General features: G+C 50.6%; 24 protein-coding genes. 13 read left to right on the forward strand and 11 right to left on the reverse strand.

Annotated features, from left to right (window positions below):
• The first annotated feature begins 3 nt into the window (after positions 1-3).
• From thiK to GBAG_RS07295, 5 genes are all read left to right on the forward strand, one after another.
• Positions 4-795 (forward strand): thiamine kinase, encoded by a 792-nt coding sequence (gene thiK, locus GBAG_RS07275; protein WP_051873664.1) that lies wholly within the window; start codon positions 4-6, stop codon positions 793-795.
• Positions 796-810: 15 nt separating this feature from the next.
• Positions 811-1,836, forward strand: coding sequence for a beta-N-acetylhexosaminidase (gene nagZ / locus GBAG_RS07280; protein WP_034494635.1), 1,026 nt, complete (start codon positions 811-813; stop codon positions 1,834-1,836).
• Positions 1,837-1,877: 41 nt separating this feature from the next.
• Positions 1,878-2,420 carry an alpha/beta hydrolase YcfP gene (gene ycfP / locus GBAG_RS07285; RefSeq protein WP_034494636.1) on the forward strand — a complete coding sequence of 181 codons (543 nt, stop codon included), beginning with the start codon at positions 1,878-1,880 and terminating at the stop codon, positions 2,418-2,420.
• Between the two features lie 225 nt (positions 2,421-2,645).
• Positions 2,646-3,950, forward strand: coding sequence for an NAD(P)/FAD-dependent oxidoreductase (locus GBAG_RS07290; RefSeq protein ID WP_034494638.1), 1,305 nt, complete (start codon positions 2,646-2,648; stop codon positions 3,948-3,950).
• A 218-nt stretch (positions 3,951-4,168) separates the two neighbouring features.
• Positions 4,169-4,705 (forward strand): glycine zipper 2TM domain-containing protein, encoded by a 537-nt coding sequence (locus GBAG_RS07295; protein WP_034494640.1) that lies wholly within the window; start codon positions 4,169-4,171, stop codon positions 4,703-4,705.
• 41 nt (positions 4,706-4,746) lie between these two features.
• Here GBAG_RS07295 and GBAG_RS07300 read toward each other — a convergent pair whose 3' ends face one another.
• Together GBAG_RS07300 and iutA are read right to left on the reverse strand one after the other, a co-directional pair.
• Positions 4,747-5,775 (reverse strand): Gfo/Idh/MocA family oxidoreductase, encoded by a 1,029-nt coding sequence (locus GBAG_RS07300; RefSeq protein ID WP_034494642.1) that lies wholly within the window; start codon positions 5,773-5,775, stop codon positions 4,747-4,749.
• Positions 5,776-5,915: 140 nt separating this feature from the next.
• Positions 5,916-8,105, reverse strand: coding sequence for a ferric aerobactin receptor IutA (gene iutA / locus GBAG_RS07305; protein ID WP_034494915.1), 2,190 nt, complete (start codon positions 8,103-8,105; stop codon positions 5,916-5,918).
• A 194-nt stretch (positions 8,106-8,299) separates the two neighbouring features.
• Between iutA and GBAG_RS07310 the strand changes: the two genes are divergently transcribed.
• Positions 8,300-9,193, forward strand: a complete 894-nt coding sequence (locus tag GBAG_RS07310; protein WP_034494644.1) for a siderophore-interacting protein — start codon at positions 8,300-8,302, stop codon at positions 9,191-9,193.
• A 29-nt stretch (positions 9,194-9,222) separates the two neighbouring features.
• Here GBAG_RS07310 and GBAG_RS07315 read toward each other — a convergent pair whose 3' ends face one another.
• On the reverse strand, positions 9,223-9,855 hold the full coding sequence (locus tag GBAG_RS07315; protein ID WP_034494655.1) for a TetR/AcrR family transcriptional regulator: 633 nt from the start codon (positions 9,853-9,855) through the stop codon (positions 9,223-9,225).
• Positions 9,856-10,102: 247 nt separating this feature from the next.
• Here GBAG_RS07315 and bhsA (GBAG_RS07320) point away from each other — a divergent pair, with 247 nt between their 5' ends.
• The gene (gene bhsA / locus GBAG_RS07320) at positions 10,103-10,360 is read left to right on the forward strand and encodes a multiple stress resistance protein BhsA (RefSeq protein WP_034494657.1); all 258 of its coding nucleotides are present in this window, start codon (positions 10,103-10,105) and stop codon (positions 10,358-10,360) included.
• Positions 10,361-10,482: 122 nt separating this feature from the next.
• Here bhsA (GBAG_RS07320) and GBAG_RS07325 read toward each other — a convergent pair whose 3' ends face one another.
• Positions 10,483-11,115 carry a TetR/AcrR family transcriptional regulator gene (locus GBAG_RS07325; RefSeq protein WP_034494659.1) on the reverse strand — a complete coding sequence of 211 codons (633 nt, stop codon included), beginning with the start codon at positions 11,113-11,115 and terminating at the stop codon, positions 10,483-10,485.
• 250 nt (positions 11,116-11,365) lie between these two features.
• On the opposite strand from GBAG_RS07325, the gene bhsA (GBAG_RS07330) reads away from it, so the two are divergent.
• Positions 11,366-11,623: a multiple stress resistance protein BhsA gene (bhsA, locus tag GBAG_RS07330; protein WP_034494661.1), complete on the forward strand. Its 258-nt coding sequence runs from the start codon at positions 11,366-11,368 to the stop codon at positions 11,621-11,623.
• 71 nt (positions 11,624-11,694) lie between these two features.
• On the opposite strand, the gene ldtC is transcribed toward bhsA (GBAG_RS07330), so the two are convergent.
• The 3 genes from ldtC to GBAG_RS07345 form a co-directional block, all read right to left on the reverse strand.
• Positions 11,695-12,615 (reverse strand): L,D-transpeptidase LdtC, encoded by a 921-nt coding sequence (gene ldtC / locus GBAG_RS07335; protein ID WP_246864865.1) that lies wholly within the window; start codon positions 12,613-12,615, stop codon positions 11,695-11,697.
• Positions 12,616-12,830: 215 nt separating this feature from the next.
• On the reverse strand, positions 12,831-16,277 hold the full coding sequence (gene mfd, locus GBAG_RS07340) for a transcription-repair coupling factor (protein WP_034494667.1): 3,447 nt from the start codon (positions 16,275-16,277) through the stop codon (positions 12,831-12,833).
• A 151-nt stretch (positions 16,278-16,428) separates the two neighbouring features.
• On the reverse strand, positions 16,429-17,502 hold the full coding sequence (locus GBAG_RS07345; RefSeq protein ID WP_034494669.1) for an acyltransferase family protein: 1,074 nt from the start codon (positions 17,500-17,502) through the stop codon (positions 16,429-16,431).
• 301 nt (positions 17,503-17,803) lie between these two features.
• Here GBAG_RS07345 and lolC point away from each other — a divergent pair, with 301 nt between their 5' ends.
• The 5 genes from lolC to cobB are packed head-to-tail and all read left to right on the forward strand — an operon-like array spanning position 17,804 to position 22,714.
• On the forward strand, positions 17,804-19,003 hold the full coding sequence (gene lolC, locus GBAG_RS07350; RefSeq protein WP_034494670.1) for a lipoprotein-releasing ABC transporter permease subunit LolC: 1,200 nt from the start codon (positions 17,804-17,806) through the stop codon (positions 19,001-19,003).
• Entirely contained in the window at positions 18,996-19,700 is a 705-nt protein-coding gene (gene lolD / locus GBAG_RS07355; RefSeq protein WP_034494672.1) for a lipoprotein-releasing ABC transporter ATP-binding protein LolD, read from the forward strand. The genes lolC and lolD overlap by 8 nt, the downstream gene beginning before the upstream one ends.
• Complete coding sequence (lolE, locus tag GBAG_RS07360) at positions 19,700-20,944, forward strand: lipoprotein-releasing ABC transporter permease subunit LolE (RefSeq protein ID WP_034494674.1); 1,245 nt, start codon at positions 19,700-19,702, stop codon at positions 20,942-20,944. Before lolD ends, lolE begins: the two co-directional genes overlap by 1 nt.
• Positions 20,945-20,974: 30 nt before the next feature.
• Complete coding sequence (nagK, locus tag GBAG_RS07365) at positions 20,975-21,886, forward strand: N-acetylglucosamine kinase (protein WP_034494675.1); 912 nt, start codon at positions 20,975-20,977, stop codon at positions 21,884-21,886.
• Positions 21,887-21,889: 3 nt separating this feature from the next.
• On the forward strand, positions 21,890-22,714 hold the full coding sequence (cobB, locus tag GBAG_RS07370) for a Sir2 family NAD+-dependent deacetylase (RefSeq protein WP_034494676.1): 825 nt from the start codon (positions 21,890-21,892) through the stop codon (positions 22,712-22,714).
• Positions 22,715-22,816: 102 nt separating this feature from the next.
• On the opposite strand, the gene potD is transcribed toward cobB, so the two are convergent.
• Genes potD through potA form a run of 4 tightly spaced genes read right to left on the reverse strand, consistent with a single transcriptional unit; the run spans position 22,817 to position 26,618 of the window.
• Positions 22,817-23,863, reverse strand: a complete 1,047-nt coding sequence (potD, locus tag GBAG_RS07375) for a spermidine/putrescine ABC transporter substrate-binding protein PotD (protein WP_034494677.1) — start codon at positions 23,861-23,863, stop codon at positions 22,817-22,819.
• Between the two features lies 1 nt (position 23,864).
• Positions 23,865-24,644: a spermidine/putrescine ABC transporter permease PotC gene (gene potC / locus GBAG_RS07380; protein WP_034494678.1), complete on the reverse strand. Its 780-nt coding sequence runs from the start codon at positions 24,642-24,644 to the stop codon at positions 23,865-23,867.
• Entirely contained in the window at positions 24,641-25,498 is an 858-nt protein-coding gene (gene potB, locus GBAG_RS07385; protein ID WP_034494679.1) for a spermidine/putrescine ABC transporter permease PotB, read from the reverse strand. Before potB ends, potC begins: the two co-directional genes overlap by 4 nt.
• Positions 25,482-26,618 carry a spermidine/putrescine ABC transporter ATP-binding protein PotA gene (gene potA, locus GBAG_RS07390; RefSeq protein WP_034494916.1) on the reverse strand — a complete coding sequence of 379 codons (1,137 nt, stop codon included), beginning with the start codon at positions 26,616-26,618 and terminating at the stop codon, positions 25,482-25,484. The genes potB and potA overlap by 17 nt, the downstream gene beginning before the upstream one ends.
• Positions 26,619-26,661: the final 43 nt, after the last annotated feature.

The following is a 26,661-nucleotide window of genomic DNA, read 5'->3' on the forward strand; positions in this document are numbered from 1 at the left end:
AGTGTGATTGCTCAGTATCTTCCGGCGGCTCAGGCCGCCGGTTGCTTTTCTGCACTCGAAGGATTGAGTGGTGGCAGCGTGCATTTCAACGCGGGAGGGCGCGAGTACGTTGCTCGTCACCAGCTTGCGTCTCCGCAGCCGGGCGTTTCGCTATCACGACACTTTCGCGCGCTGAACCGAATGCCTCAGCGCATCGCGCCGCGGCCCGTTTGTCTGGCTGACGGTTGGTTAATCGTCGAATGGCAAACTGGCGAGGTAAAATCCCAACTTCCCTCACTGCAATCGCTCAGTGCCTTGCTGTATGATTTACATCAACAAAACTGTTTTGGCTGGCGAATCAGTCTGTTGCCGTTGCTTGAACACTACTGGTTAATGGCTGCCCCTGAGCGCAAACGTGTGAGCTGGTTGCGGTTGCTTAAAAAAATGAAGCGTCAAGGCGAACCTAAGCCGCTGCGCCTGGCACCACTGCATATGGATGTTCATGCCGGGAACCTTGTGCTCCAACCGCAGGGGCTTAAACTCATTGACTGGGAATATGCGGGTGATGGCGATGTTGCGCTGGAACTTGCGGCAACAATGGCGGCCAATAATATCTGTGATGATTCACTGATACGCGCCTATGCACAATGGAGCCATATTCCGCTGGAAACATTAACCCGGCAGGCAGCGCGATGGCGGCCATGGGTAATGATGCTGATGGCATCGTGGTACGAATGCCGCTGGCGGCAAACACAAGACAGAACATTTATAACTCTTGCAGATGAGGCCTGGAGCCAACTGCGGGAAAAGAACTAATTAAGAGAGGTAGATGTGGGTCCGGTAATGTTAGATGTGGCAGGCTTTGAGCTGGATGCCGAAGAGCGCGAAATTCTGAAACACCCGCTGGTCGGTGGGTTGATTCTGTTTACCCGCAACTATCACGATCCCGAGCAATTGCGTGAACTGGTGCGCCAAATCCGCGAAGCCTCGCGCAATCGTCTGGTGGTGGCCGTTGACCAGGAAGGCGGGCGCGTTCAGCGTTTCCGCGAAGGCTTTACGCTTCTTCCTGCCGCGCAATCTTTTGCTGCCATAAACGGTCTGGAGAACGGCGGTAAACTGGCTGAGGAAGCAGGTTGGTTGATGGCGAGTGAAATGATTGCCATGGATATCGACATCAGTTTCGCACCCGTTTTGGACATTGGCCATATTAGCGCTGCCATTGGCGAGCGTTCGTACCATGAAGATCCGCGAAAAGCGTTGGCGATGGCAACCCGTTTTATCGACGGTATGCATGCGGCTGGCATGAAAACGACCGGTAAGCATTTCCCCGGTCACGGTGCAGTCACCGCCGATTCGCACAAAGAAACCCCTCGCGACCCGCGTGATGAAGCGTTGATTCGTGAACACGATATGCAGATTTTCCGTACACTGATTACCGATAACAAACTCGATGCCATCATGCCTGCGCATGTTATCTACACCGATGTTGACCCGCGTCCGGCCAGCGGTTCCCCGCACTGGCTGAAAACCGTGTTGCGTGGCGAACTTGGCTTTAATGGCGTTATCTTCTCTGACGATTTGTCGATGGAAGGTGCGGCGATTATGGGCAGTTACGCTGAACGTGGGCAGGCGTCACTGGATGCAGGTTGCGATATGATCCTCGTCTGCAATAATCGTAATGGCGCGGTTAGCGTGTTAGATAACCTGTCGCCGGTCAAAGCAGAGCGTGTTACAGGTTTGTATCATAAAGGTTCATTTACCCGTCAGGAGCTGAGGTCATCAGCGCGCTGGAAGGAAGCAAACCAGCAACTTGAGGCGCTGCATGAGCAGTGGCAAGCCCACAAGGCGGGTCTTTAACTCTCGGGCCGAATGGCCTGAATTCGTGTGGTGAGGATGCAATGATTATCTATTTACACGGTTTTGACTCCAACAGTCCCGGTAACCATGAAAAGGTGCTGCAACTCCAGTTTATCGACCCGGACGTGCGGCTTATCAGTTACAGCACGCGACATCCGAAACACGACATGCAGCATCTGCTCAAAGAAGTCGACAAGATGCTGCAACTCAGTGCCGATGAGCGCCCGCTGATTTGCGGCGTTGGGCTGGGCGGTTTTTGGGCAGAACGTATCGGTTTCCTGTGTGATATTCGCCAGGTGATCTTCAACCCAAATTTGTTCCCGCAAGAGAACATGGAAGGGAAAATCGATCGTCCTGAGGAATACACCGATATTTCGACCAAGTGTGTGCAAAATTTCCGTGAGAAAAACCGCGATCGTTGCCTGGCGATTTTGTCACGCAATGACGAGGCGCTGGATAATGCCCGTGCCGCAGAATTGCTGCATCATTACTATGAAATTGTATGGGATCAGGAACAGACCCATAAATTCAAAAATATCTCGCCACATTTGCAACGCATAAAAGCTTTCAAAACCCTCGGCTAGTCGGGGCTTAAAGGCGTAAAAGTGAAAGGGTCAGCCATGTGCTGGCCCTTTTTGTTTATCTTTTCGGCATAAAAATTTGATGCATATCAATTTTGGTATGACCAATACACCATCCATGTTATTCTTTGGTCACATTAGTGAGTTTGTTTAGGTAACTTGTTGTTAATTAAATGCTATTTACATAACCTTTAATTAACAATTGGTTAATATTTTAAGGGGGTCACTTTGACTACGCCATTAAGAAAGATTGTCATTGTCGGTGGTGGTGCTGGCGGACTTGAACTGGCCACTCAGTTAGGTAAAAAACTGGGTCGTGGTAAGAAAGCGAAGATTACGCTTATCGACCGTAACCACAGCCATTTATGGAAACCACTGCTGCACGAAGTGGCTACCGGTTCACTGGATGAAGGTGTGGATGCTCTGAGCTACCTGGCTCATGCGCGTAATCATCACTTCCAGTTCCAGCTTGGCTCAGTGGTTGATATTAACCGCGAAAGCAAAACGCTGACGTTGTCAGAACTGCGTGACGACAAAGGCGAGCTGTTGGTTCCCGAGCGTAAGATCCCTTACGACACCCTGGTGATGGCGCTGGGTAGTACTTCCAACGACTTCAACACGCCGGGCGTGAAAGATAATTGCATCTTCCTCGATAACCCGCATCAGGCGCGTCGTTTCCACTCTGAGATGCTGAATCTGTTCCTCAAGTATTCCGCGAACCTGGGCGCCAGCGGCAAAGTGAATATTGCTATCGTGGGTGGCGGGGCGACAGGTGTTGAGTTGTCCGCTGAACTGCATAACGCAGTCAAACAGCTGCACAGCTACGGTTATAAAGGGCTGACTAACGAAGCGCTGAACGTGACGCTGGTTGAAGCGGGCGAGCGTATTCTGCCTGCATTGCCTCCGCGTATTTCAGCGGCAGCGCACAGCGAGCTGACCAAACTGGGCGTGCGTGTTCTGACGCAAACTATGGTGACTTCTGCTGATGCGGGCGGCCTGAATACTAAAGACGGCGAATATATCGCAGCGGATCTGATGGTTTGGGCGGCAGGTATCAAAGCGCCAGACTTTATGAAAGATATCGGTGGCCTCGAAACTAACCGTATTAACCAGTTAGTGACCGAGCCTACGCTGCAAACCACGCGTGACCCTGATATTTATGCCATTGGTGACTGTGCTTCTTGCGCACGTCCTGAAGGCGGCTTTGTGCCACCTCGTGCACAGGCTGCACACCAGATGGCTTCTTTGGTGCTGACCAATATTCTTGCGCAAATGAAAGATAAACCGCTGAAATCTTATGTTTACAAAGATCACGGTTCTCTGGTTTCGCTGTCTAAGTTCTCTACCGTCGGTAGCCTGATGGGCAACCTGATGCGCGGTTCGATGATGGTAGAAGGGCGTATGGCGCGTTTCGTTTATATCTCCCTGTACCGTATGCACCAGGTCGCGCTTCACGGTTATTTCAAAACCGGCCTGATGATGCTGGTAGGCAGTATCAACCGCGTGATTCGTCCGCGTTTAAAACTGCACTAATCTCAGTTCAGCATTGACTCTCAAACCCGGCCAGCGTGCCGGGTTTTTTATTTGACGTTTCAGCATAAAAATCCATAAATGAACATTTCATGCTTAGGATTTCTCTCAAACACATAGTTTCAGCCTATGAATCAGCACTTTTCATCCGTTGTCTGATTTGTCTTATACGCCCTCTGGTTGCAAAATTGTAAGCAATTGCACAGTCAGGAGGATGTCCTGTGAATAAATCAATGTTAGCGGGTATAGGTATCGGTGTGGCCGCAGCACTGGGTGTGGCGGCGGTTGCCAGCATGAATGTTTTTGACCGTGGCCCTCAGTACGCACAGGTGGTGTCAGCGACACCTATCAAGGAAACGGTAAAAACACCACGTCAGGAATGCCGTAATGTCGCGGTGACTCATCGTCGTCCGGTTCAGGATGAAAACCGTATTCTCGGTTCAGCGTTAGGTGCCGTTGCAGGTGGCGTGATTGGCCATCAGTTTGGTGGCGGGCGTGGTAAAGATGTGGCGACGGTAGCCGGTGCTCTGGGCGGGGGTTATGCGGGTAATCAGGTTCAAGGTGCGATGCAAGATCGCGACACCTACACCACCACGCAGCAGAAATGTAAAACCGTTTACGACAAGTCAGAAAAAATGCTGGGCTACGACGTGACGTACCGCATTGGCGACCAGCAGGGCAAAATCCGTATGGATAAAGACCCTGGCACGCAGATCCCACTGGATAATAATGGCCAGCTAGTTTTGAATAAAATCTAATGGTTATAAATCAAGGCCCATCTTGTGAGATGGGCTTTTGCTTAATGACTACCGCGTAACTGCTGTTGCAATTCCAGCAGCGCAGTAACTTCTGCTATGCGGCGCTGAGTGTAGGCGGGTATTTCGTCAGGCGTGCGCAAAAACAGCCTTTGTTCGCCAAAAACCACATCATGTAAACAACGATCGTAAAGCGGCCCGGCGAGGGTACTGCGTTCGCTGCCCTGTTCAGAGATCCGCTCCACTACCTCATTCACTCCCTCACGATCGATATTGATCATTTGCCCGTCATGAAGATGAATCCGCATCCCTTTTTGCCCGCCAGCAGGCCCGGCATATTTGTTGAGATGGAGCGTATAAGGAATACCACTGAGAGTCCCGGTTAACAGCGCTTCACCTTCAGCTGTAGTGAAATCACCCGCTGCAATCGCGTTCCCGAGGCGATCGCGTGCGTAAATGAGTTCAACGGTGAGCTGGTCATTGCCACCTAACTGATGAACAGTTTCACGCATCATGGCAAGAGTATGAGTGCCGATATCAACAATTACGCCGTCAGGGTGACGCAACTGGCGAGTGTCTGCTTCACCCGTGGCAAAGTTGAGGGCAGCAGGCTCACCCGCGGCGTTAAAACCACTTGGCTCCAGTAAAAAACCTTCGATGCACTTTATTTCATTGATGTTGTGAATGTGATTGCAGGCTTGAGTACGAACCATCCAGTGATCCAAAGCCAGAACACGGGCGGCATTTTGCGGCTTCGCGAGCAGAGTTTTAAGTGTCTCAAGTTGCGCAAGCGTGGCTGCGACGGGTTTTTCTACCACAATAGCAGGCACGTCACTTTGCAAGACGCGCTCCAGAACAGGAAGATGATGCAGAGAAGAAGTCGTGATTAGCACCACATCAAGCGGCATTGCTAGCAGTTCATCCAGAGAATCACAACGGTTAATCCCGTCAATCTGACGCGCGGGGTTAGCGTCAAAACCGTAACATTCGAGCAAGGGAAGAGAGAGACGGCGTAGTGCAGGGAGATATGCTGTTTCGATGACTGAACCTAAACCGATTAAACCTGCCAACATAAGCTAATCCTACCAAATATAAGCCGTACCTATCATTAGAGTCCCTATGTTTTAAATGACTACTGGATTTTGGTCGAGAGGGATTTTGTGTATGAGAGTAAAAAGCAGGCTGGTTTTTCGCCAGCCTGCTGTGAGGAACTTTAGAATTGCAGGTAGTAATTCACGCCGTAAGTGCGCCCACGACCTTTGTATTCGTACAGCGATGGGCTGCCATAAGTTGGGCTGTAGAGTAGAGGCGCGCGCTGACCCCACACGGTGGTGTAGTCTTTATCCAGCAAGTTTTCGATGCTGAAGCTCAGCTTACCTAGTGGCAGAGCGTAACTACCGATAAAGTCGATGGTGTTGTAACCATTGATTTTATTGTCGCTGGCATCGGTTAAATCAAAGGTCTGCTGGCTCTGGACACGCAGGCTCCATGGTTCTGGCGCCCAGCCCACATATGCCGTGGCTTTCGACGGGCTGGCATAAATCACGTCCCATTTCTGCCATTTTCCATCCACTTTGGTTTCGGATTTCAGCACGTTGAAGTTAACACCGGTGCTCCAGTCTGAGTCTGGAATAAAGTAATCCACGGCACCTTCAACGCCGTAAATACGGCGTTTGTCATCTTCAACATTGATGGTCATATCTGCACGGTTGATGGAGATAGACTTGTCAGAGAGTGAGTAGTAAGCCGCAACCTGCGTGCGCAGGCTATCGCCCGAGTAGCGCCAGCCTAACTCATACGAATCGACCTTGATCCCCTGAAGTTTTGACTGTGCAACGTTCACACTGTTCACCAGTTGATAATGGCCATTGACCAGGCGGTAAGTCCCGTTACCGTAATATTTGCCTGGATCAGGTAATTCAACGCCTTGCGAGAAGTTAAACCACGCTTGCTGGCGCTCGGTGATGTGCATTAACACGCCAGCATTGAACAAAGCATTGTCGTAATCAGTGGTGCCACCAGGGATAGAATCCGCTGATTGAGCGATACCATTTGCAATGCCTTGTTGCTGAGTAAAGCCAACAAAATCATCAACTTTGTTTTCAGTCCACTGGTAACGGACGCCGCCGCTTAGCGTAAACATGTCGGTGATGTCATAGCTGGTTTGCATGAATGGCGCGAAGTTGGTAATGCTGTAGCCAGGGTAGCGCCCGGTGGTGTAAATGCTTTGGTTATTCAACCCACCTGAGGCATTCGCTTTCGCTAAATCAAAGAATTTTTGGTTTGAGGTAAAGCTTTCGTGGTCGGCATCCACACCGTAGGTAATTTGCCAGCCATCAACGGGCTGGCTGGTCAGTGCGAGTTTTGCACCGTACTGATCGGTATCTTGCTGCGAGGCCGAGAAACTGGTGACTGCGCCACGCGTCAGGGTCGGGAACGGATAGAACGTCAGGGATTCATCGCGATAATAAACCTGCCCAACCAGCTCCTGGCCGAGGAAATCGCTGTTGGAATATTGCAGGCTAATCAGATGACGCTCGGTGCCAGGAATACGGTCTGAATTGAGTTGGTCGCTGACGTAAGCATTACCATTTCCGGTAACAGCCGAGAAATTCTCGCCCAGATTTAGCCCGTAATCGTCATCGCCCTGGCTCTTGTAATATTGCGTTACTAACTGTAATTGCTGAGTTTCATCAATATTGAGCGTGCCGGTTCCCATCACATCCAGACGGTCAGAATACTGCAAGCCGGTTTGCGTGTTATCAAGCAGAGTCTGGTCGCCATTGCCATCGAACCAGCCACCGAACTTCTGATAGGCCACCGACATTCGTCCGGACGCATGGTCGTTGCCGCCAGAAATAGCCCCTGCGATACGCTCATCGTGATCTTTGCTGCTGTTAAAGCCTGATTTAATGCCCGATTCGAATTCCATCTGGGTTTCAGGCTGGCCTTTTTTGGTGACAATGTTAATCAAACCGCCGGTACTACCGCCGCCGTACAAAGAGGTCGAGCCGGAAATGACTTCAATATGCTCGATGTTGAACGGATCAATGGAATCAAGCTGGCGGCTATCGGTACGGGAAGAATTCAGACGAACACCATCTACCAACACCACGATAGAGCGGCCGCGCATGTTCATGCCGTAGTTGGTGCGGCTTTGACTGCTGACATCAAGCCCTGGAATTAACTGTGCAAGTGCATCTTTCAGCTCCTTGCCACCCTGGATTTGTTGTTCGAGTTCAGTGCCTTCGATAACCCAGGTCGTCTGCGCCATTTCTGCCACGGTACGGTGCATACGGTTCGCAGAAACCAGAATATCTTCTTCTGAAGTTTGCTGCGCAAAAGCTGGAGCCATCATCGCCAGAAGCAGCGGATTAAGCACCCAGCGTGCATTTTTATGCATCATCATCATTCCTTAGATGGAAAAGATTAACATTTGAAAATATTTTGAAATAAGACCGGACTGAATTTTGCCGATAACAGTTCTCATTATCAATCTCAATTGATAGTATTTCTTAAATTAATCTTATGAATAATCACATGATTTATGTGGTTTACTTTTTCTGGATGTAGGCCTGATGCGGCAAAGGAGTCGAAATGGCAGGAGTGCAGGGGTATCGCTTGTTTAATGTCCAGTTAGTGCATAAATCGCAAGTTTCACCTTCGCTAATGAGTCTGGTATTTGGCGGTCAGGATGTTGCACATATGAAATGTGACTCGCCCGATCAGCGAATCAAAATGTTATTTCCCTCTGAAGATGGCTCCATTCCGGCTCTGCCTAATCAAGGTGAGTGGTATCAATTGCTGCAACAATTGCCCAGAGAAAAGCGACCCGTGGTGCGCACTTATACCTTGCGCAAGGTTGATCGCGAGCGCCAGGAAGTCACCGTTGAATTTGTCAGCCACGGTACGGAAGGGCCGGCCTCAGCATGGGCAATTAACTCGCGACCTGGCGACCAAATTCAAATCGTTGCGCCTAATGCCGAATATACTCAAGACAGCGGTGGATACGAATGGACTCCGCCGAGCGGTTTACGCCATGGGCTAATCATTGCCGACGAAACGGCATTGCCCGCGGCGCGAGGTATTCTGGAACTGCTGGCGACTCAGGAAAAACCTCCACACATTCAGGCGTTTTTTGAAGTGCCGGAAGAAGGTGATTGTGTCGATTTGAGCGAGTTCAGCTTCGCGCAAATTCACTGGTTAGCGCGCAAAACCGTTAATGCGACGCATGGCGAGTGCCTGCTCAAATCCGTCAGAGAAAATGCGCAAGTTCCTGCAACAGCAGGCGTGACGGAGGCACTTAATGAAGAAGCGGAAGGCGAACTGCTGTGGGATAAAGCGACCACGGTCAGCAATGATTTTTATGGCTGGGTCGCGGCAGAATCCACGGTGGTGAAACTCCTGCGCCGCCATTTGATTGGTGAATGTGGCGTGAACCATGATGCAATCAACTTTATGGCGTACTGGAGTAAAGGGCGAGTGCGTTAAAAGAGCAGGGCGGCAAACGCCGCCCTGGATTAGATTTTTTTAAGTTCTGGCATCAGCCGCATCGTCGTATTCACGATTTGCATCAGCTCTTCATAGCTGGCGTTTTCGCGCGCGCTCACTGACATCCCCTGAATAATACAGCACAGGTACTTAGCCAATTTACGGATACAACTGGTCGCAGGCATTTCGCCTTGTTCCTGGCGCTTGGCCAGAAAACGCACCAGCGTTTCTTCCTGCATCGACTGACGCGTTTTTATCACTGCCGCGATATCTTCCGAAGATGCGGCCAGCACGGAGGAAGTACAGATGATAAAGCAACCTGTTGGCGTGTCTTTCTCAGTAAAGAGCTTCGCAATCAGCGAAAAATAATCTTCCAGTGCTTGCTCGAGCGTGCGTTCTTCGCAGAACAGGCAATTCTCACGCATTTGCGAGAAACGTTCGATATAGCGGTCCAGAACGGCCTTGAATAACCCTTCTTTGTTGGTGAACTCTGCGTACAGCGTCGGAGCTTTTGCGCCCGTCGCTTCGACCAGATGCGCCAATGAAGTGGCTTCATAACCGTGTTGCCAGAACAAAGCCATGGCCTTGTCGAGTGCTGCTTCCCTGTCAAACACCTTCGGTCGGCCACGGCTTTTTTTAATGCAAGTCGTATCAGATGACATATGCGCCGTTTAACCTTTGTCTGTTTATTGAACGATCATTATAAAAATAATATCACGCGGTAGCTATAGGGAAGAGTGGAAAAATAATTATTTCCTATGCTTATGAAAATATAAGCTTTTATAAAATAATTAACGGTCATTATAAAATTAATTTGACGTGTGATGCAAATCACGTTTATGATTTAGTTATCGAACGTTAAGTAAATAAATTTAACGGCCTTATAAATGTTTATCCAAGGTAACTATCATGAAAAACGTAAAAAATCTTATTGCTGCTGTTGTTCTTAGCTCAATTTCATTTGCAAGCTTTGCAGCTGTTGAAGTTCAGGCTGCCCCAGTTGGCGAGCAGAAAGTAGGAACGATCAGCGCATCCGCCGGGACTAACCTGGGTTCTCTGGAAGACCAACTGGCGCAGAAAGCTGAAGCAATGGGCGCAAGTTCATTCCGCATTACTTCAGTCACTGGCCCAAATACATTGCACGGTACTGCGGTAATTTATAAATAAGCCTGCGCCCTCTAAGTAAAAACTGTCTCCATAAGAAAGGCCCTGTTGAATAACAGGGCCTTTTTCTATTGCAGAAACGCATCCAATCGCTAAATAAAAAGGGCGGCTAATGCCGCCGAAGGTTAGATTTTCTTCAGCTCAGGTAACAGCCGCATTGTCGTGTTGACGATCTGCTTTAATTCCTCGTGGCTTGCATCTTCCCGCGCGCTGACTGACATGCCCTGAACAATGCAACACAGGTATTTAGCCAAATTTCGAACGCAGGTTGTGGCCGGGATTTCACCTTTCTGTTGGTGCTGCTCGAGGAATTTAAGCAGCGTAGCTTCGAGCAGAGACTGACGAGCCTTGATCATTTCAGAGATATCGTGCGAAGAGACTGCCAGAACGGATGAAGTACAAATCATAAAGCAGCCCGTTGGGGTTTCTTTATCGGTAAACAGTTTCGCCACCAGATAAAGATAATCCTCAAGCGCCTCTTCAAGCGTTCGATTGTCACAACGCAGGCAGGTCTCTCGCAGTTTCGTCACACGAGCAAGATAGCGGTCTAAGACGGCCTTGAACAAACCCTCTTTATTGGTGAATTCGGCATATAACGTTGGGGCTTTTGCCCCTGTTGCCTCAACCAGATGTGCCATTGAAGTGGCTTCGTAGCCGTGTTGCCAGAACAAAACCATGGCCTTATCGAGTGCGGATTCTTTGTCGAACACTTTTGGTCGGCCACGGCTTTTTTTGGTATCGCAGGTGTCGGTAGACATAATTAGCCGTTTTAACCTTTTCTATTTTATGAGCGATCATTATAAAAATAATATCTCATGGGTTCTACTGCTAGTTTGTCCAAAAATAAATCATGGCTATCTGTATGAAAAGTAAGTCATTAATAAAATAATTAACGGTCGTTATAAAAATAATTTGACGTGTGATGTAGATCACGTTTATTATTTACTTATCGAACGTTAAGTAAATAAATTAACGGGCTTACAAATCATCTGCTTAAGGTCAAAAATCATGAAAAACGTCAAAACTCTTATCGCTGCTGTTGTTCTTAGCTCAATCTCTTTCGCAAGCTTCGCGGCTGTTGAAGTTCAGGCAACGCCAGCAGGCCAACAGAAAGTAGGCACTATCACTGCAACCGCCGGGACTAACCTGGGTTCTCTTGAAGACCAACTGGCTCAGAAAGCTGAAGAAATGGGTGCGAGTTCATTCCGTATTACTTCAGTCACTGGCCCGAATACATTGCACGGTACTGCGGTAATTTATAAATAAGATTCACGGTAAATCAGTTTCATAAAAAAAGGCCCTGTTAAAAAACAGGGCCTTTTTGCATCTCAAAACAATTAAATCTCGGTGCTGGCAATACCGTACGCGTTCACTTCAATCGGCATCCCGGAGCGGTGCTGCATGGCTTGCTCCATGACGCTAGCATCTGTTTCCGGTGCAGACTGGAACTGTTTCATCTGCTCCGTTAACACAATCGGAAGCACTTTCGGATCGTCATCAATGTGTTTAGACAGAGGCTGATGGACTTCAACTAAACGCCTGCCATCGGGCTCCACTGAGGTTTTAATCGCGGTGTTGATGATGCGCACTGGCGTACCAACAGGCATCTCTTTGTACAACGCTTTAATATCGTCATCACGCAGTCGAATACAGCCAGAACTCACGCGCATTCCAATCCCAAAGTCCGCATTTGTTCCGTGCAGCAGATAAACGCCGCCATAGGCTGCGAGGCGAATGGCATGGTGGCCCATTGGGTTTTCCGGCCCGGCTGGGACGACCGCCGGAAGTTTGATTCCGTTCGCCAGATAGCGCGCGCGAATATTGGCCGTTGGCGTCCAGGTCGGGTTGGCGCGTTTATCTGAAACGCTTGTGACCATAGTTGGTGTCACGGTGTCGCCACCGAGTTGGCCAATGCCAATCGGGTAAACGGTTACGCTATTTTTCCCTGCGGGATAGTAATAAACACGCAGTTCGGCAAGATTCATTACCAGCCCCTGACGCGGCGCATCTGGCAATAGCATCTGGCGCGGAATAGTCAGCACGCTACCCGCACGTGGCACATACGGATCAACACCTGGATTTGCCTGAAGCAGGGCAAGGAAGCCGACATTGTATTTTTTGGCGATGGCTTCAAGCGAGCCGCCGTTATCCTCGACTACATGGAAAAAGTTCTGACCGATAAGGCGACTGCCTTCAGGAGGCAGAGGGTAGGAATTAGCGCTTGCCGGGAAAGCGGCAAGGCTTGCGCTGACCAGCATCAGCGATGCCAACCAACGTACAGGTAAAGAGAGAAATCGCGACGACTGCATTAAGCAAAACCTCATTATTATTAAGGTTAATGTTATTAAAAAGTTAATCGTGAATTATGGCGGGGGAAGATGTAGGGAAACCTTCGTGGTTTGAAAAGAATGTGTAAATGTTACAAAAGTGCCTTAGGGGTAACTAAGGCACGTTAAGCAAATTAAGATACGACTTAAGCCGCTGCGTTCTGGGCTAACTGATGCATAAAGTTACGCACCCATTCCATTCGCGCTTTACGGTCAGCCAGATCTTCAATAAATTTAAGACGCGTTGGCCCGTCCAGGCGGTAATGCTGCGGTTGCTTTTGTAGTAAGCCAATCAGCCAAACCGGATTAACATTGTTCTTCTCGGCAAACTCAATCACTCCGCCTTTTTCATTGCCTTCTATTTTACGCACACCCAGTTTCTGAGCCTGCTGACGCAATGCCGCGATATCCAACAGATTACGCGCCGGATCCGGTAGCAATCCAAAGCGGTCAATCAGTTCGACTTTCAATTCATCAAGCTCATGCGCCGTTTTGGCGCTGGCAATCCGCTTGTAGAATGACAGGCGCGTGTTCACATCCGGGATAAAATCATCTGGCAGTAGGGCAGGCATGCGCAATTCGACTTCGGTCTGGCTGCTGGTCAAATCTTCAAGCGATGGCTCGCGACCTTCTTTGAGCGCATCGACCGCGTTTTCCAGCATTTCCATATACAGAGAAAAACCGATCGTTTCCATTGAGCCGCTCTGGCCTTCACCGAGCAATTCGCCAGCACCTCGGATTTCCAGATCGTGCGTTGCCAGCGCAAAACCCGCCCCTAAATCTTCGAGAGAAGCGATAGCTTCGAGGCGCTTCTGCGCATCGGTAGTCATGGCTTTCGGGTGAGGCGTTAGCAGCCACGCATAAGCCTGGTGATGGGAACGCCCAACGCGGCCACGGAGCTGGTGCAGCTGCGCGAGGCCGAAATGGTCTGCACGTTCAATGATAATGGTGTTGGCTGTCGGAATATCGATACCGGTTTCGATAATCGTGGTGCACACCAGCACGTTAAAACGCTGGTGGTGGAAATCGTTCATCACCCGTTCCAGCTCACGCTCACGCATTTGGCCGTGGCCGATGGTGATACGTGCTTCCGGAACTAACTCCGCAAGTTTGTCTGCCGCTTTCTGGATGTTTTCGACATCGTTGTAAAGATAGTAAACCTGGCCGCCACGCAACACTTCGCGCAGGATGGCTTCGCGAACCACCAGGCTGTCGTATTCACGCACGAAGGTTTTCACTGCCAGGCGGCGGGCCGGCGGAGTGGCGATAATCGACAAATCGCGCATTCCGCTCATCGCCATATTCAAGGTGCGCGGAATCGGGGTGGCGGTCAGCGTCAGGATATCCACATCGGCGCGCATCGCCTTGATACGCTCTTTATGGCGCACACCGAAGCGGTGCTCTTCATCGACAATCAGCAGGCCGAGATCTTTCATCTTCACATCATTTTGCAGCAGCTTGTGGGTGCCGATAAGAATGTCGACTTTCCCTTCACGCGCCTCTTCCAGAATTTGTGCTTGCTCTTTAGCGGTACGAAAACGCGACAGCATTTCGATACGCACCGGCCAGTTAGCAAAACGGTCGCGGAAGTTGTCGAGGTGCTGTTGGGCCAGCAGCGTCGTTGGCACGAGTACCGCAACTTGTTTGTTGTTTTCCACCGCGAGGAATGCGGCACGCATCGCAACTTCGGTTTTACCAAAGCCGACGTCGCCACACACCAGGCGATCCATGGCCAATGGCTGGCACATGTCGCTTAATACCGCGTTGATGGCCTGAGCCTGGTCCGGTGTGGTTTCAAACGGGAAAGCATCGCAGAACATTTGGTACTGTTCACGGTCATGCTTGAAGGCGAAACCTTGTTTGGCTGCACGTTGGGCGTAAATATCCAGCAGTTCTGCCGCCACATCGCGTACTTTCTCAGCCGCTTTTTGACGCGCGCGCGACCAGGCATCGCTGCCAAGCTTATGCAATGGTGCATTTTCTTCGGCACCGCCCGCATAACGGCTAATTAAATGGAGCGACGAAACCGGGACATAGAGTTTGGCGTCCCCTGCGTACGTCAGCATCAGGTATTCAGCTGTAATGCCGCCCGCTTCAAGAGTGGTGAGGCCGGCATAACGCCCGACGCCATGCTCGAGGTGCACAACAGGCTGCCCGGTATGCAACTCGGCCAGGTTGCGAATCAACGTATCCGGGTTAATGGTGCGGCGGCTATCCTGACGGCGGCGGCTGACGCGCTCGCCCAGCAGGTCACTTTCACAAATTAACGCCCGGTTGCGCAGCGTGTCGATAAAACCGTGTTCGCTGGAACCCAGCATTAAATAGCGGCCTTTATCGGCTGCTTCATCGAGCCGATAAATACGTTTCGGGGCAACTTTAATTCGCGCTAACAGTTCGCCTAATGCTTCGCGGCGGCCTTCACTTTCGACGGAAAACACCACGGGGCCATCGAAAGATTCAAGGAATTTTCGCAGGTTATCGAGCGGCGCTTTTTGTTGCGCCTGAACGGATAGATCGGGCAGGGCGTGATAACCCAGGTTGGTAAACGCCGCTTTGTCGGCTAACGAATCCGTTTTGAGCTGAATGCGCGGCCAGTTTTTGAGTTCGCTGAACAGTTCGTCAACGCGTAACCACAGGCTTTCTGGCGGGAGCAGCGGGCGCATTGGGTCAACGCCACGATTTTCGAAACGGGCAAATGTATCCTGCCAGAAACGCTCGGCGTTGGTTTCGATATCACCGGTATTAATCAGCAGCGTATTTTTTGGGAAATAGCTAAAAAGTGGCGGTAATGGTTCGCTGAAGAACAGCGGCTGCCAGTATTCAATCCCCGCCGGGAGCATGCCTTTACTGACCTGCTGGTAAATATGCTCAGGCTCACGCTTTACATCAAACTTGTCGCGCCACTGGCTGCGGAATAGTTCGATGGCTGTTTTATCGGTCGGGAATTCGTGCGCAGGTAGTAGGTTAATGGCATCGACTTCTTCGAGCGTGCGCTGCGTATCAACGTCAAATACGCGCAGGCTGTCGATTTCATCATCGAAAAAGTCAATGCGATAAGGCTGGTCGCTGCCCATCGGATACAAATCCAACAATGCGCCACGGGTGGCAAATTCACCGTGCTCCATGACTTGATCAACGCTGCGATAACCGGCTTGTTCCAGCTGGCTGCGCAGGTTATCACGCGACAAACGCTGGCCTTTCTTCATCACTAACGCGTGGCCGTGTAAATAGCTGTGCGGACACACGCGTTGCATCAGAGTATTCACCGGCAGGATTAACACGCCGCGCTGCATGGTTGGTAGCTGATATAGTGTTGATAAACGTGAAGAGATGATTTCCTGATGCGGCGAGAAACTGTCGTAAGGCAGGGTTTCCCAGTCGGCAAGATTCATCACCATGCTTTCCGTAAACTGGCTGATTTCGTCATGCAGACGCAGCGCATTCTGCATATCAGGGGCGATCAACACCACCGGGCCATTATGGCGCTCTGTGATTTCGGCAACTTCAGTCGCGCACGCAGAGCCGGTGAGTTCACCAAGCTGGCGTTGATCGCCAGCTTTTACAGGTAAGGAGTAGCGATAATTTTCAGGCATATCGGATGTCAGAATCTCTCAGGTTGCGCCGTGCTTTGTGGGCAAATGACCACCAGACGCGTCAAGAAGTTGCTTATTATTATCCGCGATCGTTTTGTATTAGCAACACAATCGCACCGCAACCTGGGATTCATCGTCCACAGAGTGTGACTTAACGCGCCTGCGTTGCGGTCACTAATTTGGCTGGCGGCGAAAAGAACATGTCACCAAACGCAGCACGCGATAATTTCCTGAAACCTAACCCTAATACCGTGCAAATCGCCAGGCTGACAAACGGGTAAACCATCAGAATGGCGAGCAAAAGGTTATCGGAAATTCGTCCGGCGCTAATCTGCCCAAGAGTGAACAAACTGAGTGCTTCGATAACGATGCGGTGAGTGGTGTAGATAGCAATCGTATTGGTACCGACGATATTGAGGAACGCATCGGCGCGGCTTTCTCGCCAGTTATCGAGCACATAAAACAGCTTCATGATGACAAAAATCGAGACCAGGGAAATCACGAGTGGGACATTGACCAGATATAACGCCACGGAAACCAGTGCGGCAGCGACACAAATCAGGGGATGCTGACGAAGGTTAAATTCTTTCATTGCCGTCATTAACTGCGTACCGAACCACGCTCCCAGCCCGTAATAACACATATTGCGCACCACGCTGTTCATGCCCCACCAGGGTAGCGGCGCAAAGCTAATCACGACGTTCACGGCCAACAACATCAATATGACCGGGACTCTGAATTGACGCAGGCTTTTGAACACCAGGAAATAAAGCACTAACGCATAAAGATACCAAAGGCTGGTGCTGGCTTTCGCCATGCTGGTGGCAAACTGGATCAAGGTTTCTGAATAGGCTGCGTTAGAGGTCGGGTTGCGTACCAGATCCGGCGCCAGCCACTGGTTGATTAACGAAATCCCCAGCCACTGCAAAACTCCCCACAACAGCAGAACGTAAAAAATATTCCACAGGCGCTTATCAACACAGTCGCGCCATTGTACGGCGTCGATATAACGGGTTATCAAAAAGCCAGAGATAAAGAAGAACACCGGCATCCGGAAGGGGGCCAGATACAAGTTAAGGTAAATCCAGCTTTTAGCGACGTATTCCGGGAATCCGGTCTGGAACTGAACCAGGTGGGGATAAAAGGTGATCACTGAGTGGTAAATTACGACCAGGCAAATGCACAGCCCTTTGATATGATTTATCCACAATTGTTTGTTTTTCATGCGCCAGTAGTTTCTTCTGTTGCCCTGTATTGGCCTTCAGGGTGGAAGATTGCCCGGCATTTTTTTACCTGAATTGTCTGTTTTTGTAAGAATCTGGCGCATTTAGGAAATTCCGCAGGAACAATTTATCTCCGTTTTATTGCAGCTTTGACTTCGAAAACAAGATGTTATGAGTTTGATTTAACAGGGATTTCGCATGTTCTGAAATATCAAAAAAACGTTACGTTTCATTTACTTGATACGGTATCGCTTATATACTTCTCGCCAACTTTGCATCCGCAACTGCAACAAGACGGAATACATGTATCAACCTGTCGCGTTATTTATAGGCCTGCGCTACATGCGTGGGCGAGCATCTGACCGTTTCGGTCGTTTCGTCTCATGGCTGTCGACTATCGGCATTACGCTTGGCGTAATGGCGCTGGTGACGGTGCTTTCAGTGATGAACGGCTTCGAACGTGAGCTGCAAAACAACATTCTTGGGCTAATGCCACAAGCGATCATCACTTCGCCTGGCGGCTCGATTAACCCCGAAACACTGCCTGCTAAAGATCTCAAACTCGAAGGTGTCACGCGTATTGCGCCCGTGACAACGGGCGATGTGGTGCTGCAAAGCGCGCGCAGTGTCGCGGTCGGCGTGATGTTGGGCGTGAAGCCGGAAGAAAAAGATCCCCTTTCGCCGTTCCTGGTGAACGTGAAACAAACTGACCTGGTCGCCGGGAAATACAACATTATTCTCGGTGAACAACTTGCCGGGCAACTGGGTATTAAACGTGGTGACAGCATCCGTGTGATGGTGCCGTCAGCCAGCCAGTTCACGCCGATGGGCCGTTTGCCAAGCCAACGTCTGTTTACGGTCATTGGTACTTTTGCAGCAAACAGCGAAGTCGACGGCTACCAGATGCTGGTGAACCAGCAAGATGCCTCGCGTCTGATGCGCTATCCGGCAGGCAATATCAGCGGCTGGCGTTTGTGGCTGGCTGAACCGCTGAAAGTAGACGTTTTAAGCCAACAAACTTTGCCGCCAGGCACCGAATGGAAGGACTGGCGCGAACGTAAAGGCGAGTTGTTCCAGGCCGTGCGCATGGAGAAAAACATGATGGGCCTGCTGTTGAGCCTGATTGTGGCCGTCGCTGCTTTTAATATCATCACTTCTCTTGGCCTGCTGGTTATGGAAAAGCAGGGCGAAGTCGCCATTCTTCAGACCCAGGGATTAACACGTCGCCAAATCATGGCGGTGTTTATGGTGCAAGGGGCGAGCGCAGGTGTGATTGGCGCTCTGTTGGGCGCATTATTAGGCGCTTTGCTGGCCAGCCAACTGAACAATTTAATGCCGATTATTGGCGCGTTGCTGGATGGCGCCGCGCTGCCTGTCGCTATTGACCCTGTACAAGTTATTGTGATTGCGATTATTGCTATGGCTGTCGCACTGTTATCCACGCTTTATCCGTCGTGGCGTGCTGCCGCGACACTTCCCGCTGAGGCTTTACGTTATGAGTAATTCTGTCCTGTTGCAGTGTGACAAGCTGTGCAAACGCTATCAGGAAGGCAAAGTGCAAACGGACGTACTGCATGATGTCAGCTTCAGCATTAATACCGGTGAGTTAATGGCGATTGTCGGCAGCTCCGGCTCTGGCAAAAGTACTTTGCTGCATCTGCTGGGCGGGTTGGATACCCCCACTTCTGGCGATGTGATTTTCAACGGTAAGGCGATGAGTTCTATGTCGTCTGCCGCTAAGGCCGAACTGCGTAACCGCGAACTCGGCTTTATCTACCAGTTCCACCATTTGCTACCTGATTTCACCGCGATGGAAAACGTCGCCATGCCGCTGTTAATCGGCAAAAACAATACTGATGACACCAGGCAACGCGCGCTGGAAATGCTTAAAGCGGTAGGGCTTGATCACCGTAGTAATCACCGTCCGTCTGAGCTTTCGGGCGGCGAGCGTCAGCGTGTGGCGATTGCCCGTGCGCTGGTGAATAACCCGCGCCTGGTGCTGGCAGATGAGCCAACCGGTAATCTTGATGCGCGTAACGCTGACAGCATCTTCGAGTTATTGGGCGAGCTGAATGTGCGTCAGGGAACCGCGTTTTTAGTGGTCACTCACGACCTGAAACTGGCGAAGCGCATGTCTCGCCAGTTAGAAATGCAAGATGGTCGCCTGAGTCATGAGCTGACTTTGATGGGAGCCGATTAATGGCGTCGCCTCTGTCACTGCTGATTGGTTTACGTTTTAGCCGCGGGCGTCGCCGTAGCGGCATGGTGTCACTGATATCGGTTATTTCAACGTTAGGCATCGCGCTGGGTGTTGCGGTGTTGATTGTCGGCCTGAGTGCGATGAACGGCTTCGAGCGCGAGCTGAATAACCGTATTCTGGCGGTGGTTCCGCACGGTGAAATCGAGCCGGTGAATCAGCCTTTCCACGACTGGAGCGGTGTTTTACAACGCGTTGAGAAGGTAAAGGGCATTGCCGCCGCAGCGCCGTACATCAACTTTACCGGGCTGGTGGAAAGCGGACCTAATCTGCGTGCCATTCAGGTGAAGGGTGTTGATCCTGCTCAGGAAGTTCGCCTGAGCGCGTTACCGCAATATGTGCAAAACAATGCGTGGCAGAACTTTAAAGCCGGGCAGCAACAAATCATTATCGGTAAAGGCGTTGCCGACGCCCTGAAAGTGAAGCAGGGCGACTGGATATCCATCATGATCCCGAACAGCGATGGCGGCACTAAACTCTTGCAGCCGAAGCGTGTTCGCCTCCAGGTTGAAGGTATTCTGGCCCTCAGCGGGCAGCTCGATCATAGCTTTGCAATGGTGCCAATGGCGGACGCCCAGAGTTATTTAGACATGGGCGACAGTGTCACGGGTATCGCCATTAAAGTTCACGATGTCTTTAATGCTAACCAACTGGTGCGCGATGCGGGTGAAGTCACTAACGCATACGTTTATATCAAAAGCTGGATTGGCACTTACGGCTATATGTACCGCGACATTCAAATGATTCGCGCCATCATGTATCTGGCGATGGTGCTGGTGATTGGCGTGGCCTGTTTTAACATCGTCTCCACGCTGGTGATGGCGGTGAAAGACAAGAGCAGCGACATTGCGGTGTTGCGTACGCTTGGGGCCAAAGACGGTTTGATTCGCGCAATTTTCGTCTGGTACGGTTTGCTGGCGGGGCTATTTGGCAGCGTGAGTGGCGTGATTGTCGGCGTGCTGGCTTCATGGCAATTGACCAACATCATTCGTGTGATTGAAAAGCTCATCGGCCACCAGTTCCTGTCCGGCGACATCTACTTTATTGATTTCCTGCCATCAGAACTTCATTGGCTGGACGTATTTTATGTCTTGATCACAGCGTTGTTACTGAGTTTACTCGCCAGTTGGTATCCGGCTCGCCGAGCCAGTAATATCGATCCGGCGCGAGTATTAAGCGGACAATAAACTCTAAAAATTTAGGGGAGCAGCAAAGCAATGTATTACGGATTTGACATTGGCGGCAGCAAGATGGCTCTTGGGGTTTACGATAGTGAACGTCGTCTGCAATGGGAGAAACGCCTTCCCACCCCGCATGACAGTTATGAGAACTTTTTAACCACCATCGCTTCCATGGTTGAAGAAGCGGATACCCGTTTCGGTCTTAAAGGCTCGGTGGGCATTGGTATTCCTGGTATGCCGGTCACGGACGATGGCACGTTGTATGCGGCGAATGTTCCCGCAGCCAGCGGCAAGCCGGTGCAGGCCGACCTGAGCGCGATGCTTGGGCGTGAAGTGCGTATGGATAACGACGCTAACTGTTTCGCGCTCTCTGAAGCCTGGGATGATGAGTTCCGCGAATACCCTGTGGTGATGGGGCTGATTCTCGGCACTGGCGTCGGTGGCGGAATTATCGTTAACGGTAAATCGATTACCGGGCGTAACTACATTACTGGCGAATTTGGTCATACACGTTTGCCTGTAGACGCGCTGAATGTGCTGGGCCGTGACATCCCCCTGACACGCTGTGGCTGCGGCCAGCATGGCTGTATCGAAAACTATCTTTCAGGCCGTGGATTTGCATGGGTTTACCAACACTTCTACTCTGAACCACTGGATTCCAAAGAAATCGTTGCTCGTTATCGTGCGGGTGATGATAAAGCGATTGCCCACGTTGACCGTTTTGTTGAGCTATTGGCCTGTTGCCTCGGCAGCTTGCTGACTGCCATTGACGCGCATCTGGTGGTCATTGGTGGTGGGTTGTCTAACTTTACTGAGATGTACCAGCAACTGCCTGAGCGTTTGCCTAAGTATTTATTACCTGTGGCAAAAGTCCCTCGCATTGAACCTGCACGGCATGGCGATGCTGGCGGTATGCGTGGTGCGGCTTTCCTCCATCTCACGGAGTAAATTATGCTATCGCGTCGTCAACATCGGCTAAGCCGGTTTCGCAAAACCAAACGATTGCTCCGCCAGCGCTTGCGTCAGCGTGCTTTTTTCAGAGACAGTCCTGGACCCGAAGCGATGGAAAAACCTCGAGTTGTGGTGCTGACCGGTGCGGGGATTTCCGCCGAGTCAGGAATCCGTACTTTTCGTGCAACAGATGGCTTGTGGGAAGAGCATCGCGTTGAAGATGTGGCGACGCCAGAGGGTTTTGCTCGTGACCCGGAACTGGTGCAGGCATTTTATAATGCGCGCCGTCGACAACTCCAGCAGGCAGAAATTAAGCCTAACGCCGCTCATCTGGCGCTGGCTCGCCTGGAAGAAGAGTTGGGCGACCACTTCCTGTTGGTGACGCAAAATATTGATAATCTGCATGAACGTGCCGGGAATAAAAATATTATCCATATGCATGGCGAGCTGCTAAAAGTTCGCTGTGCGCAGAGTGGACAAGTGATTGAATGGAAAGGGGATGTCACCCCACAAGATCGCTGCCATTGTTGCCAGCTTTCCTCACCCTTGCGCCCGCATGTGGTGTGGTTTGGCGAAATGCCGCTGGGTATGGATGAGATTTACCAGGCGCTGGCAACAGCTGATTACTTTATTGCCATCGGTACTTCAGGCCATGTTTACCCGGCTGCCGGGTTCGTGCACGAAGCCCGTTTACAAGGCGCACATACCGTTGAGCTAAATCTTGAACCAAGCCAGGTTGGTAGTGAGTTCGAGGAAAAGTTCTACGGTTTAGCCAGCGAAGTGGTGCCGGAGTATGTGGAACGGTTGTTGAAAGGTCTGTCTTAAACCATCCTCACCCTAACCCTCTCCTTGAAGGAGAGGGGACTGTCCTGTGTTCGCCCTCTCCTTTGGGAGAGGGATGGGGTGAGGGATAGATCAAGGCAGAACTCAGCGTCCAGCCTTCAACTTCTGATAGTAATTCTCATAAATTGTGCTGGCGTCGCCAACATCGTTTTGCCACTCACCATTTTTCAGCACCGTTTCATCTGGATAAAGCGTCTTATCGCCGGAGACTTCTTTTGGCAGCAATTTGCGTGCTTCAAGGTTTGGCGTCGGGTAGCCGATAGTTTCCGCGACCTGTTTTGCAATTTCCGGGCGCAACAGGAAGTTAATCAGTTTCAGCGCGCCATCAACGTTTTTGGCATTTGCCGGAATAGACAAGTTATCCATCCAGAAAATCCCGCCTTCTTTCGGCCAGACAATATCCAGCGGAGTGCCAGCCTGGCGGGCAACATACGCCGAGCCATTCCACACCATACCGAGATTCACTTCGCCTTCCATATACGGGTTGGCTGGGTTATCCGAGTTGAATGCCGCGACGTTTGGCATCAGCTTTTGAAGTTCGTGATAAGCCGCTTCAATCTCTTTCGGATCAGTAGTGTTACCGGAATAACCGAGCTTACGCAGCGCGATCTGGAATACTTCGCGCGCATCATCGGTCAGCAACAGGCTTTGTTTGTACTCCGGCTTCCATAAATCAGCCCAACTGGTGACAGTTTTCGGGTCGATAGCATCACTGTTTACGCCAATGGCTGTCGCACCCCAGATGTAGGGAATGGAGTAGTCGTTATTCGGGTCAAAGGGCTTATTAAGCATTTCAGGATCGAGGTTTTTGAAATTGCTCAGTTTGCTTTTATCGATCTTCTGGATCATGCCTTCTTTGCGCATTTTCGCCACAAAGTAAGTTGATGGCACAACCAAATCATACGCACCGTCTTTATACGTTTTGAGCTTGGCGTACATAGTTTCATTCGATTCGTAAGTCGAATAAATCACTTTGATGCCGGTTTCTTTGGTGAACTGTTCAAGCAGGCCTGGCGGCACATACTCGGTCCAGTTATAGAAGTAGAGCGTTTTGCTGTCGTCGGCATGTGCAGCGCCCATACCGAGCGTCAGAACGCCAGCAGCGAGCAGGTGGCGTGGCCATTTAGTCATTTTAATGTCCCCTGGTTTTATCACGAAGAATAAGCTGACTGGCAATGACCAGGACCAGCGAGAGTACTAACAAAATGGTGGCAAGTGCGTTCACCTCTGGTGAAACACCCACCTTCACCATTGAGTAAATCTTCAACGGTAAAATTTCATAACTTGGGCCGGTCACAAAAGATGAAACCACCACGTCGTCCATCGAGAGCGTAAAACTGAGTAACCAGCCAGCGGCGACGGCTGGCATCGCAAGTGGCAGCAGGATCTTGCGCAGAATAGTTAATTCGCTGGCACCCAGATCTTTCGCCGCTTCTAACATGCGCACATCAAACCCTTTCAGCCGAGAATAGACGGTAACGACCACAAACGGCAGACAGAAGGTGATGTGTGAGAATAGCAACGACCAGAATCCGAGCGACACCCCGAGCAGCATAAACAGCACCAGCAGTGAAATCGCCATCACGATATCGGGCGACATCATCACCACAAACAGCATGCCGCTGACGAATGGCTTGCCACGAAAACGGTAGCGATAGAGTGCCACAGCGGTCAGCGAACCAATCAGCGTTGCTGCGGTGGCAGAAAACACCGCCATGGTCAGCGAATGTTGCGCGGCCTGTAGCAGGCTGTCGTTATTCATCAGCAAGCTATACCACTTTCCGGTAAAGCCCTGCCAGTTAATGCCGAAACGCGAACTGTTAAACGAGTTAACGATCAAAATGATGATGGGAATATACAGATACGCGTATATAGCGGTCATAAAGCCGCCACGAAGCAGGCGACCTATCATTCTAATTCCACCTTTTTATTCAATAAGCTGGCGGCACGCCAGTAAATCAGCAGCATCAGGCCCATCACTAACGTAAGTGTAATGCTGGTTGCCGCCCCAAACGGCCAGTCGCGGATGTTCAGGAACTGGCTCTTAATCACGTTGCCAATTAACAAGTTTTTCGCCCCGCCCATTAAGTCGGAGACGTAAAACAGCCCCATCGCAGGCAGCATCACTAATAAGCAGCCAGCAATAATGCCTGGCATGGTGAGCGGAATAATAATGCGGATAAAGGTCTGAAGTTTACTGGCCCCTAAATCCCGCGCAGCCTCCAGCAGCGGCTTATCAAGCTTTTCAATGCTCGAGTACAGCGGCATTACCATAAATGGCAGCAGGATATACACGAGGCCAAGAATGACGGCGCTTTCGGTATACATAATACGAATCGGTGTATCAATCACCCCCAACCACAACAAAAACGCATTCATATACCCTTTGGTGCTGAGAAAGATTTTAAGTCCATAAATGCGAATTAACGAGTTGGTCCAGAAGGGGACAATCAGTAAAAACAGCAGCAGCGGGCGCACCCGTTCGGGTAAACGCGCGAGGAACCACGCAAACGGATAGCCCAGTACCAGGCAGGCGAGGGTGGCAATCACCGCCATATTTAGCGAGTGCAGCAAAACCTGCGCGTACAAAGGGTCTGCAAGCCGGGTGTAGTTATCCAGCGTGAAAACCATGCTGACGAAATTAGCGTCATCACGCGTCAGGAAACTGGTGCCGATGATCATCAGATTGGGCAGGAACACGAACATTACCAGCCAACCGACGATAGTGGCGATCACAAAGTTCTGGAATTTACGCGAGCTCTTCATCTGCCAGCACAACCTCCCAACTTTCAACCCAGTTAATCGACATTTTCTGGTCGAGCGTGTGGTCAAAATCAGGGTCATCTTCATTAAAGAATTCGCTGACCATCACCATTTTGCCGTTTTCCAGCTCGACATTAGATTCCAGCGTCATGCCTTTGTAGTTACGCTCCCGCACATAACCGATTAAACCCTCGGCCACATGAGTATCGTTGATTTCTTCAACGCGTAAATCTTCCGGGCGCAGCAGCACTTTCAGATGCTGACCTGTCGTAACCGGCATACTCGCGTAAATATGGCACTCGCGGCCTTCGACGCTCGCCAGCACGCGCTGTTCATCAACACGTTCGATAACGATCGCATCAAAGATATTGATTTCACCGATAAAGCTCGCCACAAACAGGTTTTTAGGTTCTTCGTAAATTTCGCGCGGCGTGCCGTCTTGCTCAATTCGTCCATCTCGCATCACCACAATCCTGTCGGACATGGTCAACGCTTCTTCCTGGTCGTGAGTGACGAATACAAAGGTAATGCCGAGTTTGCGCTGGAGGGCTTTAAGTTCGTTCTGCATCTGCTTGCGCAATTTGTAGTCAAGCGCAGAAAGCGACTCATCAAGCAGTAATAATCGCGGTTTATTGACCACCGCCCGCGCAATTGCCACACGCTGCTGCTGGCCGCCAGAAAGCTGATGCGGTTTCCGTTGGGCAAATTCCTCTAACTGCACCATTTTTAACGCTTCAGTTACGCGAGGCGTGATCTGTGCGGCAGGTGTTTTCTGCATTCTTAAACCGAACGCGACGTTTTCAAAAACGGACATATGAGGAAACAGAGCATAGCTCTGGAAGACGGTATTGACGTGGCGATGCTCCGCGGGATGCTGCGTAATATCCTGGCTATCAAGAATAATATTGCCAGAATCCACACTTTCCAGTCCGGCGATTAAGCGCAGTACGGTGGTTTTCCCACAGCCGGAAGGACCCAGGAGTGTGAGGAATTCACCATGATTGATGGTGAGAGATAAATCAGAAATTACGGTTTTGCCATCAAAGCTCTTACCTACTCCCGCCAGTTCTACCAGCGGTGAAAGCGAACGTTGCTGTTTATTCAATTTTTTACGCTGTCCCATATAAAACGCATCAAATTGCGGGCTGATGCGGGGTTTGTGAGTA

The organism is Buttiauxella agrestis ATCC 33320 (assembly GCF_000735355.1).
Taxonomy (GTDB): Bacteria; Pseudomonadota; Gammaproteobacteria; order Enterobacterales; family Enterobacteriaceae; genus Buttiauxella; species Buttiauxella agrestis.